Annotated in this window: 10 protein-coding genes and 1 pseudogene; 1 reads left to right on the forward strand and 10 read right to left on the reverse strand. The window is 35.1% G+C overall.

The window, feature by feature from the left end; translation table 11 throughout:
- Positions 1–149: 149 nt before the first annotated feature.
- Positions 150–1847: an Rqc2 family fibronectin-binding protein gene (locus HMPREF3264_RS07575; protein ID WP_070872783.1), complete on the forward strand. Its 1698-nt coding sequence runs from the start codon at positions 150–152 to the stop codon at positions 1845–1847.
- 61 nt (positions 1848–1908) lie between these two features.
- Here HMPREF3264_RS07575 and HMPREF3264_RS07580 read toward each other — a convergent pair whose 3' ends face one another.
- The 10 genes and pseudogenes from HMPREF3264_RS07580 to pyrR all read right to left on the reverse strand — a co-directional run bounded on the left by HMPREF3264_RS07580 (position 1909) and on the right by pyrR (position 12982).
- Complete coding sequence (locus tag HMPREF3264_RS07580; protein WP_070831690.1) at positions 1909–2310, reverse strand: VOC family protein; 402 nt, start codon at positions 2308–2310, stop codon at positions 1909–1911.
- 542 nt (positions 2311–2852) lie between these two features.
- Positions 2853–3077: a hypothetical protein gene (locus tag HMPREF3264_RS07585; protein ID WP_044466288.1), complete on the reverse strand. Its 225-nt coding sequence runs from the start codon at positions 3075–3077 to the stop codon at positions 2853–2855.
- Positions 3078–3105: 28 nt separating this feature from the next.
- On the reverse strand, positions 3106–3717 hold the full coding sequence (gene pyrE / locus HMPREF3264_RS07590; protein WP_070831692.1) for an orotate phosphoribosyltransferase: 612 nt from the start codon (positions 3715–3717) through the stop codon (positions 3106–3108).
- On the reverse strand, positions 3718–4410 hold the full coding sequence (gene pyrF, locus HMPREF3264_RS07595; RefSeq protein WP_070872786.1) for an orotidine-5'-phosphate decarboxylase: 693 nt from the start codon (positions 4408–4410) through the stop codon (positions 3718–3720). It abuts the gene before it with no gap.
- A 34-nt stretch (positions 4411–4444) separates the two neighbouring features.
- On the reverse strand, positions 4445–7618 hold the full coding sequence (gene carB / locus HMPREF3264_RS07600) for a carbamoyl-phosphate synthase large subunit (RefSeq protein WP_070872788.1): 3174 nt from the start codon (positions 7616–7618) through the stop codon (positions 4445–4447).
- The gene (locus HMPREF3264_RS07605) at positions 7611–8711 is read right to left on the reverse strand and encodes a carbamoyl phosphate synthase small subunit (RefSeq protein ID WP_070872791.1); all 1101 of its coding nucleotides are present in this window, start codon (positions 8709–8711) and stop codon (positions 7611–7613) included. Before HMPREF3264_RS07605 ends, carB begins: the two co-directional genes overlap by 8 nt.
- Positions 8712–9989 carry a dihydroorotase gene (locus HMPREF3264_RS07610; protein WP_002442456.1) on the reverse strand — a complete coding sequence of 426 codons (1278 nt, stop codon included), beginning with the start codon at positions 9987–9989 and terminating at the stop codon, positions 8712–8714.
- Between the two features lie 18 nt (positions 9990–10007).
- Positions 10008–10888, reverse strand: a pseudogene (locus HMPREF3264_RS07615) (aspartate carbamoyltransferase catalytic subunit).
- A gap of 26 nt (positions 10889–10914) precedes the next feature.
- A complete protein-coding gene (locus HMPREF3264_RS07620; protein WP_002442452.1) occupies positions 10915–12222 on the reverse strand; it encodes a uracil-xanthine permease family protein in 1308 nt (435 codons plus the stop codon).
- A 232-nt stretch (positions 12223–12454) separates the two neighbouring features.
- The gene (pyrR, locus tag HMPREF3264_RS07625; protein WP_070872793.1) at positions 12455–12982 is read right to left on the reverse strand and encodes a bifunctional pyr operon transcriptional regulator/uracil phosphoribosyltransferase PyrR; all 528 of its coding nucleotides are present in this window, start codon (positions 12980–12982) and stop codon (positions 12455–12457) included.
- Positions 12983–13145: the final 163 nt, after the last annotated feature.

The following is a 13145-nucleotide window of genomic DNA, read 5'->3' on the forward strand; positions in this document are numbered from 1 at the left end:
TAATTAGTACTCCTTAATGCATTAACTTTATTTAATGTGATCCTTTTATTTTTAAAAACAGCATACTTATATCAATACTTTAACAATGACCTTACCGTTTACGCATGTTACAATATGATGAATGAAAAATTTTAAGGTGGCAGATAGTTATGGCATACGATGGCTTATTTACTAAAAAGATGATCGAATCACTACAAGATTTAGTTTCAGGTCGCATTCATAAAATTAATCAACCAGAAAACGATACAATAATTATTGTAGTACGACAAAATCGTAAAAATCATCAGTTACTTTTATCTATACATCCAAGCTTTTCAAGATTACAAATTACTAATAAAAAATATGACAACCCATTTGACCCACCTATGTTTGCACGTGTGTTTCGTAAACATCTTGAAGGTGGCTTTATACAAAATATACGACAAGTCGGTAATGACCGTCGTGTAGAAATAGACGTTCAAAGTAAGGACGAAATTGGCGATACAATGTATCGAACAATTATTTTAGAAATCATGGGTAAACACAGTAATCTTATACTAGTGGATGAAAATCGCAAAATCATAGAAGGTTTTAAACATCTCACACCAAATACAAATCAATATCGTACTGTAATGCCCGGTTTTGAATATGAAGCTCCACCAAGCCAAAATAAATTAAATCCATATGAGGTTTCAGGTCAAGAAGCATTAAAATATATTGATTTTAATTCAGGTAAAATTTCAAAACAATTATTAAATACATTTGAAGGTTTTAGTCCGCTTATAACAAATGAAATAGTCAGCCGTCGACAATTTATGACACAAGACACGTTGCCTGAAGCTTATGATGAAGTGATGGCAGAAACGCTATTAGCGCCAGTTCCCCTTTTCCATAAGAATCATGAAACAGGTAAAGAAGATTTCTATTTTATGAAACTCAATCAATTTTACGATGATATAGTACAGTATGATTCTCTTAATGATTTACTCGATCGTTATTATGATGCTCGAGGAGAGCGCGAACGTGTCAAACAACGTGCCAATGATTTAGTAAGATTTGTGCAACAGCAACTACAGAAACAGCAAAATAAATTAAGCAAACTGATAGACGAATACGAAAGCGCTAAAGATAAAGAAACTCAGCAACTTTATGGCGAACTTATTACAGCGAATATATATCGAATTAAACAAGGCGATGAGTCGGTAACAGCATTAAATTACTACACGGGAGAAGAAGTTACAATTCCCCTTAACCCAACTAAATCTCCATCAGTCAACGCACAGTATTATTACAAACAATATAATCGTCTTAAAACACGTGAACACGAACTTGATCATCAAATTCAATTAACAAAAGAAAACATTGATTATTTTTCTAATATTGAACAACAACTAGATCATATTACTGTTGATGACATAGATGATATTCGTGACGAATTAGCTGATCAAGGCTTTATGAAACAACGTAAAAATCATAAAAAGAAGAAAAATGCTCAAATCCAATTGCAAATGTATCGTTCAAGTGATGGCGACACAATTTTAGTAGGTAAAAATAATAAGCAAAATGATTATTTAACCAATAAAAAAGCTCAAAAATCTCACATTTGGTTCCATACTAAAGATATACCAGGTTCTCACGTTGTCATATTAAATGGTCATCCGAGTGAAGAGACAATCAAAGAAGCCGCAATGATAGCGGGTTACTTTTCTAAAGCTGGAAATTCAGGTCAAATACCAGTTGACTATACAGAAATTAGAAATGTTCATAAACCTTCAGGTGCAAAACCAGGCTTTGTAACATATGATAATCAAAAAACGTTATACGCAACGCCTGATTATGACAAAATTCAACAAATGAAAGAATCATAAAAAAATAAATTCCGTATGGCTCTGTCATAGTGTGCCATACGGAATTTTTTAAATTGCTGATTTATTCTGGTAATGCGAGTTGGAAGCTTACGCCAAATTTATCTTGTACCCACGCAAATTCTCTAAATGGTGGCATCTCTGTTTTAGGCATTAAGATAGCGCCTTCCTTTTTCAAGCCACTAAATAAGCGTTCCATTTCCATCGCATCCTTAACAGTGACATATAATGACATCGCAGGATTCATAGGTAACTCTTCTCCATTATTAGCGTCTATCGCCATGAAAACTTGTCCATTCAATGTAAATATGGAATGTTGAACTGATCCAGGCGTACCTGGACCATCTTCATCATATTTCACCATAGTTAATATTTCGCTATCTTCAAATAAACTTGTATATAGATGAATTGCTTCTTCAGCTTGATCATTAAACATTAGAAATGTAGTAATTTTAGGTATTTCCACTTTGTATCTCCCCTAGTTTATATATTTTAATTACTTTACCAATTTAAGTATCTCGTATATTATTTTAACATGATAACTCTTACAATGTAGAATATCGTAAAGCTACAACGCAAATTTTAAAATCTATAATAGAATCACTACAGTTATATTAATTAATTTAATTCTTTCATCACATATTAAATATAGAAACATTTCATAAGGAGGCATGATTTACTATGATTATTCACTATGGTTTACCTTTATTAATTTTATTAATTGTCTTACTCATTGGTTGGTTACTGATTAAAGTCTTTATCCGATAATTGTGAGTAGGACAGAAATATTATTTATCTCAATTATTTTCATTGTTCTGCCTTCAACTTGTATTGTCTGCAGAATTTCTTAAAATAATTCTCTATACTAGCACTCAGACAGCAAGAATGGCTAGGATCGAGAGAATCTTTATATAAATTCACGTTCAATTCAAGCATTTACTGCCAATATATCAAAGGAGACTGAGATATCATTTTTATCTCAGCCTCCTTTTTAATTTCTATTTATTTTTATAATTGACCTTTATGACGTAAATTTTCTTTAGCACGTTTAAATATATCACCTGAGTGCGTAAAAGCATCGTCATCTATTGATTTAGATTCAGAGAAATTTTGGATGCTTTCATCCACACTTTTTACAGTTTTCGGGGTTCTATAATCATCTTGTCTCTCTAAAAATTCATTACAATGTTTCATAATGATGTACATGTGATTATTATCATTGTTATGAGCCATTTACTTTCCCCCTTTATATAAACATATATTATGCTAAATTGTCTCTCCAATCAACTAAAGTCTGAATATCTTCTTCAGAAATTTTCCCTTCTTCTCTAGCAACCTCAATCAATTCATTATAATTACTTAAAGTATAGAAAGGTATACCCGCTTCTTTAAATACATCGTCTGCCTTTTTCAATCCATATGTGAAAATGGCTACAACACCTAATACATCAGCCCCTGCGTCTTTTAAAGCTTCAACAGCTGTAACTGAAGAACCACCTGTGGAAATTAAATCCTCAATGACAACGACTTTTTTACCTTCACTTTTTGCACCTTCAATTTGGTTTTGCTTACCATGGCTTTTACTTTTCGAACGTACATAGTTCATAGGTAATTCCATTTTTTCAGAAAGATACGCAGCATGAGGAATACCTGCAGTCGCTGTTCCTGAGACAATTTCCACTTCAGAAAAATGTTTCTCTATCAAGCGCGCTAATCCATCTCTAATCGCATTACGAACTAAAGGATAACCTAACGTGATACGATTATCACAATAAATTGGGGATTTAATCCCAGAACTCCATGTATATAAATCATTAGGAGATAATGAGACCGCTTCTATATCTAATAAAGCTTTTGCAATTTCTTTAGCCATTTAACCTAACCAACTTTCTTTGATATTTTGATAGCTTGATACTGGATCATCACTTTGAGTAATAGGTCTGCCAACCACAATGTGTGTAGAACCTAAGACTTTAGCATCTTCCGGGGTTGTGATACGTTGTTGATCATTTTGCGCAGCACCTTTAGGTCTAATTCCGGGCGTTACTTTCATAAATTCAGGACCTAACTCCTGTGAAATTAATTCTGCTTCAAGCGGTGAGCACACGACACCATCCAACCCAGCTTTATGTGTAAGGCGTGCATAATGAAGTACTGCTTCTTCAATACTAGTTTGAATATTCTGTTCCTCACGTAATTGTGCTTCTGTGGTTGAAGTCAATTGTGTCACTGCAATAATTTTAGTATCAGGGTTATATTTTCTCAAACCTTTTTTAGCTTCTTCCATCATTTTCAATCCACCAGCAGCATGGACGTTGACCAAATCCACATCTAAACGTGCCAATCCTTCCATTGCTTTACTGACTGTATTAGGAATATCATGCAATTTTAAATCTAGAAAAATATCATGCCCTCTCTTCTTAAGAGATTGGATAAATTCAGGTCCAGTTTGATAAAACAATTCCATACCAATTTTGACACATAACTCTTCGTCGAATTGATCTAAAAATGTATTAACTTCTTCAGCAGATTTAAAATCTAGCGCGATGATTGGTAAATTTCTCATTTAAATTGCTCCTTCAATCGCTCATTCTTTAACATTACATGTTTCTCATTGTAAACGTCATACTTTCAATCACATTAGTTAATGCGCTTGCAGTATCTAATGAAGTTAAACAAGGCACCCCATTTTCAACAGTCGTACGACGAATTTGGAAACCATCACGTTCAACTTCTTTACCTTTAGTCATTGTATTAATAACAATTTGAACTTCACCATTTTGTATTCGAGTTAGTAAGTCATCCTCGCCACCAATTTTTCCTACAACTTCAACAGGAATATCATTTGATTTAAGTTTGTCTGCAGTACCTTTAGTAGCTAAGATTTTATAACCTACTTCATTTAAGCGATGTGCAATTTTCACAATTTCATCTTTATCTTTGTCACTTACTGTCATCAATACAGTACCATGATCTTTAACTTCTACCCCGCTACCTGTAAGCCCTTTGAATAGCGCCTTTTCAAGAGTAAGGTCTTTACCCATCACTTCACCAGTAGATTTCATTTCAGGTCCAAGCGTTATGTCCACATTCTTCAACTTATTAAAACTGAATACCGGAGCCTTAACAAAGACACCTTCTGAGTAAGGTTGGATACCTTGTTGATAGCCTAATTGGTCAAGTTTCTCACCCATGATTGAACGCATAGCAAGTTGTGCCATTTGAATGTCAGTAATCTTACTTAAGAATGGTACTGTACGACTTGAACGAGGATTAACCTCTAACACATATACACCATCATGTGCGATAACAAATTGGATGTTAATTAAACCAATAATGTTTAAACCTTTGGCTAATTTAATCGTGTAATCTTCAAGTGTATCGATTTCTTCTTGTGTCAGTGTTTGTGGTGGATAAACGGCAATTGAGTCACCACTATGAACACCTGCACGTTCAATATGTTCCATGATACCAGGGATGATGACTGTGTCCCCATCGCAAATAGCGTCTACTTCAATTTCTTTACCAGTTAAATAACGGTCAACGAGAACTGGATGTTCAGGGCTTGCTTTTACCGCTTGCGTCATATAATTTTCCAATTCTTGGTCGTTATCAACGATTTCCATTGCACGTCCGCCTAATACGTATGATGGACGAACAACGACTGGATAACCGATTTCACGTGCATTTTCAAGTGCTTCTTTAGGTGATGTTGATGTTTTACCTTGTGGTTGTGGAACATCAATTTGTCGTAATAGCGCTTCAAATTCTTTTCTATCTTCAGCTCTATTTAAATCTTCTAATGATGTTCCTAAGATTTGAACGCCGTGTTTCGCAAGTTTATCAGCTAAATTAATCGCTGTTTGACCGCCGAATTGCACAACGACACCCTTAGGTTGTTCTAAATTAATGATATTCATGACATCTTCTTCAGTTAATGGTTCAAAGTATAATTTATCTGAGATTGAAAAGTCAGTTGAAACTGTCTCAGGGTTATTATTTACAATAATAGCTTCGTAGCCGGCCTCTTGTATCGCCCATACAGCATGTACAGTGGCATAGTCGAATTCTACCCCTTGTCCAATTCGAATTGGTCCAGAACCTAATACAAGTATTTTTTCTTTATCAGTCACGATTGATTCGTTTTCAGTTTCATAAGTTCCGTAATAATAAGGTGTTGTAGATTCAAATTCTGCCGCACATGTGTCAACCATTTTATACACTGGTTTAATATCATTGTTCACACGTAATTGGTAAACATCTTCTTCGTTCATATCCCAACGATGCGCGATGACTCTATCACTAAAGCCATAATCTTTCGCATATTTAAGATATTCTAAATCCCCTTGATGTTCTTTTAATTCATGTTCGATATTAATAATATTTTGGAATTTATTTAAGAAAAAGTAATCGATTTTAGTCATTTCATGAATTTCTTCTAAAGTCGTACCTCTACGAATGGCTTCGCCAATAAAGAATAAACGTTCATCATCTTGATGACCAATACGTTCTTTAATGTAATCTAAATCAAAGCTTTCTCCATTTGGTAAACCGAGGTGATGAACACCATACTCTAGAGAACGAATCGCTTTTAATAATGACTCTTCATATGTACGTCCGATGGCCATAACTTCACCAGTGGCTTTCATTTGCGTACCTAACTCACGTTCACCCTTTTCAAATTTATCGAATGGGAAACGTGGAATCTTAGAGATTACATAATCTAATGTCGGCTCAAAGGCTGCATATGATGTACCAGTAATTGGGTTCAACATCTCATCTAAAGTTAAACCTACAGCAATTTTAGCTGCTAATTTCGCAATAGGATAACCTGTGGCTTTAGAAGCTAAAGCTGAAGAACGTGACACACGAGGGTTTACTTCAATAATATAATAATTTAAAGAATGTGGATCTAACGCAAGTTGGACGTTACATCCTCCTTCAATGCCTAAAGCACGAATCACTTTCAACGATACATCACGTAGCATTTGATATTCTACATCTGACAATGTTTGGCTAGGTGCAACTACAATCGAATCACCTGTATGTATACCAACTGGGTCAATATTTTCCATATTACATACGACAATAGCGTTATCATTTTTATCACGCATCACTTCATATTCAATTTCTTTGAAGCCTGCGATAGATTTTTCAATTAAACATTGTGTGGCTGGACTATAATGTAATCCGTTACTTACTACTTCCTTTAAGTCAGCATCATTGTAACAGATACCGCCACCAGTACCACCCATAGTGAACGCAGGTCGTACGATTAATGGATATCCCACTTGTTCTTTAAATTCAAAGGCTTGTTCTACTGTATTAACAATATCACTTTCAGGTACTGGTACATTTAAATCATTCATTAATGTTCTGAACATTTCACGGTCTTCCGCTTGTTGAATTGATTCTAGTTCTGTTCCTAAAAGTTTGACATTATTAGCAGCGAGCACGCCACTATCATGTAGTTGTATCGCCATATTTAAGCCAGTTTGACCACCTAATGTAGGTAGCAATGCATCTGGTTGTTCTTTTCGAATGATTCGAGCAATAAAGTCATGTGTTAATGGTTCAATGTAGACTTTATCTGCGATTTCTTTATCAGTCATAATGGTTGCAGGGTTGGAGTTCACTAAGATAACTCGATACCCCTCTTCTTTTAAAGCAAGACATGCTTGTGTACCTGCATAGTCAAACTCTGCAGCTTGACCAATAATGATCGGTCCAGAACCTACTACTAAAATTGTTTGAATATCATCGCGTTTAGGCATTTAAATGACGCTCCTTTTCTTTGAACTCATTCATCATTGTTATAAACTCATCGAATAAATAGTTTGAATCACTTGGTCCCGGTCTTGCTTCAGGGTGATATTGAACTGAAAATGCAGGTAATTGTTTATGTCTTAAACCTTCAACAGTTCCATCATTAAGTGCAATGTGTGTCACTTCTAAATCAGTATCTTTAAGTGAATCACGGTCGATAGAGTAGCCGTGGTTTTGACTTGTAATATCAACTTTACCTGTTCGTAAATCTTTAACAGGATGATTAGCACCACGATGTCCGAACTTCATTTTGAAGGAAGTGGCGCCTTGAGATAATGCGAAAAGTTGATGTCCTAAACAAATACCGAAGAAAGGAATTTTGCCTAAAATACCATTAATCATTTCGATTGCGACTTCAACTTCATCGGGATCTCCAGGACCATTTGATAACATGACGCCATCTGGAGACATACCTAAAATTTCTTCTGCAGTCGTATTATAAGGCACCACCGTTACGTTACAACCACGCATATTTAATTCACGAACAATGTTTTGTTTCTTACCAAAGTCGAGCAATACGACGCTTAAATCTGAACCTGTTGAAACATATGGTGTCTTCGTTGATACTGTTTGAACTTCATCTCTAGGTAGTTCAGCAGTCTTTAAATGTTCAACAAGTGCATGAATGTCATCTTTATTGTCTGTAAATCCAGCTCTTAACACACCATGTTGGCGAATCTTACGTGTGATACTTCTTGTATCCACTCCAGAAATGCCAGGAATATGATATTGAACAAGTACTTCGTGTAATGTTTTTTGATGTCTGAAATTGCTAGGATGTGTGCTTGCTTCTTTCACTACTACACCATTCAATGTCGGTGTTAAAGATTCGAAATCATCACGGTTAATACCGTAGTTTCCAATTAATGGATATGTAAATGTGATGATTTGACCTGTATATGAGGGGTCAGAAATTGTTTCCTGATACCCCGTCATTGCAGTATTAAATACGATTTCACCTATTGTTAAATCATCAGAACCTAGGCGATATCCTTCATAATAAGAGCCGTCTTTCAGTACAAGATAACGTTTTTCAAGCATCTATTTGTCCTCCTCAAATACTACTTCACCTTTAACCATTGTTAATATTGGATTGCCGTATACTTTACGACCAATAAATGGCGTATTATCAGCTTTAGATAAGAAATCTTCACTTTTGATTTCTTTTTCACTATTTAAGTCAATAATTGTTAAATCTGCATAGCTATCTTTATGCAATTTACCGTAATTTAAATTGAAAATTGTCGCCGGTTTAATTGTGAAATAATCGACTAATTGTTGAAGTGACCAGTTACCTCTTCTTACAAAATGAGTGTAAAGTAATGGGAATGCTGTTTCACTTCCGACAATACCAAATGGCGCTTGTGTCATTGGTTGATCTTTTTCTTCTTTTGCATGAGGCGCATGGTCAGTAGCAATACAATCAATTGTGCCATCTAATAAACCTTCTAATAATGCTTCTCTATCTTCTTTACTTCTTAAAGGTGGATTCATTTTATAATTCGCATCGTCACCTGGCACATCATTTTCAGTTAAAAGTAAGTGATGTGGAGTGACTTCGGCAGTTACATGGATGCCTGCTTTCTTAGCATCTCTAATCACACGAACACTTTCTTTAGTTGAAACATGACATACATGGTAATGGCAACCTGTCGCTTCAGCTAATAACACATCTCTTGCAATTTGAACTGACTCCGCAATGTTAGGAATGCCTGGGATGCCTAGTTCTTCACTACGTTTACCTTTATGCATTGCTCCACCATAAATTAAACTATTATCTTCACAATGGGCTACAATTGGTTTCTTAACTCGAGCTGCTTGTTTCATAGCCGCGTACATCATGCTAGCTTGTTGAACCCCTACACCATCGTCAGTAAATGCAAAGACGCCTTCAAGTGCTAACTCTTTAAAGTCTACAAGTTCTTTACCTGCTTGTCTTTTAGTGATAGACGCGTAAGGTAACACACGCACTTTAGCTGTCTCAGAAATTCGTTCTCTTAATTCTTTAACATGCTCAACTGAGTCTGGTACTGGTCTAGTATTAGGCATTGGGCATATAGTAGTAAACCCACCTCTAGCTGCTGCTTTCGTACCAGTTTCAATTGTTTCTTTGTGTTCCCCACCTGGTTCACGTAAATGAACATGCACGTCAACAAATCCTGGTGCGATTAAATTACCTTTAGCATCAATCACTTCAATATTTGGTGATGATGAATTGATTTTACTACTAATTGTTTTAATACGTTTACCATCAATTAATATCTCAGTATCTTTTAAGATTCCATTTCTTAAGATCTTTCCATTTTTGATTAATTTCATATTAAAAATAACCCCTTCCTATTTTAAAAGCGCGCTTATGACTGCCATTCTTAAATACATACCATTTTCCATTTGTTTAAAAATACGAGATTTAGGAGCTTCTACTAAATCACTCTTTATTTCAACTCCCCGATTCACTGGAGCAGGATGCATAACAATGGCTTCCTCTTTTAATTTATCATATCTTGCCTGAGTTAACCCATATTGTTGATGATATTCTTCAGCAGCAAAATTTGCTTCACCTGCAATACCGTGTCTTTCATGTTGAACTCTAAGTAACATGACAATGTCCACTTGTTCAATCACATCATCAATATTAACGTATGGTGCCTCTAATGTATCATCTACCCATTCTTCAGGACTAGAGAACATCACATTTGCACCAAGTGCTCTCAAACTATGATAATTACTTCTTGCGACACGTGAATTCTTAATATCTCCACAAATTAAAATATTTAAATTATCAAAAGAACCATATTCTTCATAAATCGTCATAATATCTAGCAAACTTTGAGTAGGATGTTGTCCGCTACCGTCTCCTCCATTTGCAACTGGAATGTTTAAATTTTCTAATTCCTCATAATACGCATTTTGTGAGTGACGAATGACTAATAAATCCACACCAATACTTTCTAAAGTTTTACAAGTATCGTATAAGGATTCTCCTTTTTAACAGAAGAGGTACTAGTCTCGAAACTGATAAGGTTTAATCCTAGTTTTTTTTCAGCTACCTCGAAACTACATTTTGTTCTTGTTGAATTCTCGAAGAATAAGTTAGACACATACTTATCGTTGAATTGAGGTAATGCTTCTTCTCCTGATTTATATTTGCTAGCTGTAGTGATTAAATCATAAATTTCCTCTGTTGATAGGTGTTCCATTGATAATAAATTTTTCATAAAGCGCCCTCCTAATGGATTAAATCTTAATTTTCTTCTTTTTTATCTTTTGGCAAAATTAAATTTAAAATAATTCCAGAAAGTGCGGATAGTGCCATACCTTCAATTTGCAAATTAACGCCGATTCCTTTTAAATTAATCAGTAAATTTCCAATACCTACTACAAGAACTACGGAAGCGATAACTAAGTTACGATTATTTGAAAAATCAACGTTACTTTCAACTATCATTCGTAAACCACTTGCTGCAATAATTCCAAAGAGTAAGATTGACACACCTCCCATAACAGGTGTAGGAATGGATGAAATCAATGCTGTAAATTTACCTATGAATGCAAGCACGATGGCAATAACTGCTGCACCACCAATGACATAGATACTATAAATTTTAGTGATGGCGAGTACGCCGATATTTTCACCGTAAGTTGTACTTGGCGGTCCACCAATAATACTTGCGAACATAGTTGAAATACCATCACCAATAATTGATTTATCTAACCCAGGATCTTTGAAAAAGTTACGACCAACAATCTTATTAATCACCATCTGATGTCCGATATGTTCACTTACTGTAACGAATACTACCGGAATCATGACAAGTACTAATCCTAAATGGAAGGATGGCGTATAATCTTTAAATGGTAAATAAATATGTGGAAAATCTAGCCACTTAGCTTGAGCGATGGGTGCGAATTTAACTAAGCCCATAAATATAGAGACGATATAACCTACAATGATTCCAATCAGTACAGGTATGAGTGATAAAAATCCTTTAAAGAAGCCTTGTACCACGATTGTGACAATCAACGTAATCATTGCTACAAGTAAATAACTTAAATTATAACCTTTCATGTCTGCAGAATTCTCAAACATTGCCATATTGACAGCTGTCGGTGCCAAACTTAGTCCGATAACCATAATGACTGGTCCTACTACAACAGGTGGTAACAAATGCATTAACCAACCTGTGCCACTTAATCTAATAAATAATCCGATGATGACGTACATCAATCCACTCATAAATAACGCTACGAGCATGTCACCTAAACTATGCGTACTTAAACCTGTAATAATAGGTGTGATAAAGGCAAAACTTGAACCTAAATAAGCGGGTATCTTTGCTCTAGTTATCAATATGTAAATCAGCGTCCCAATACCTGACGCAAGTAATGCTGCTGATATAGGTAGATGCGTTAAGAATGGTACTAATACGGTTGAACCAAACATCGCAAATAAGTGTTGTAAACTTAAGAATGCCCATTGTGTTGGTTTTGGTTTGTCTCTGACATCAAGCACCGGTTTAACGGTACGCTCAAACATTTGTTCATTTTCCATGTTCTTCATTTCCTTTCATAAAAAAATCTCTTTACATCAGTGAATGCAAAGAGACTAAAGCGAAATGGATATATAGCGAATTGTTCATTCGCCCACCACATTTCTAATGAAGTATTCCATTAAGCATGTATTAAATAACGTTTCATTTGTTGATGCTTACATCATTTATTTACCGTTACTTAACTTATTAACTTCACCTTTTTCAGTCTCTCGTACTGCTTTAAAAGGGATATTATTCAATTATGACTGCATTTTGATCATCAATTTCATCTAAATAAACTGAAACGGATTCATCTCGTGCAGTTGGTATATTCTTTCCTACAAAATCTGCTCGAATAGGTAGTTCTCGATGCCCTCGATCGACGAGTGTTGCAAGTCCAATTTTGACCGGCCGAGAATGTAAGAGTATAGCGTCTAGTGAAGCTCTCACAGTACGGCCCGTATATAACACATCATCAACAATGACCACAACTTTATCCGTAATATCTACATCGATATCAAAAGCTTTGATGTCTGATTGCTGTGAAACATTGTCGATATCATCACGAAAATGTGTAATATCAATTGTTCCAGTTGGCACAACTTGTTGCTCAATAGAATGTATCTTATCTTGGATGCGATTTGCTAAAAATGCCCCTCGCGTTTTTATACCTAGAAGCACTAAATTATCAGTGCCCTTGTTATACTCTAAAATCTCATGTGCGATTCGAGTGATAGTACGTTGTATTGCAGCTTCATCTAAAATGACTCGTTGTGACATCGTTTCACCTCTTTTAAAATGTGAAAAAACCCCATATCTTTAATAAAGACATGAGGTTAAGGTTACACTTAAAGAAATTAAATAACTTATCGTTAATGAAATTTCTTTATATATAGTTACAGAATTTCGCTGAGATTGAATACAGTTGGATGTATTCTATAAC

Source organism: Staphylococcus sp. HMSC62A08, assembly GCF_001839105.1.
Lineage (GTDB): Bacteria > Bacillota > Bacilli > Staphylococcales > Staphylococcaceae > Staphylococcus > Staphylococcus caprae.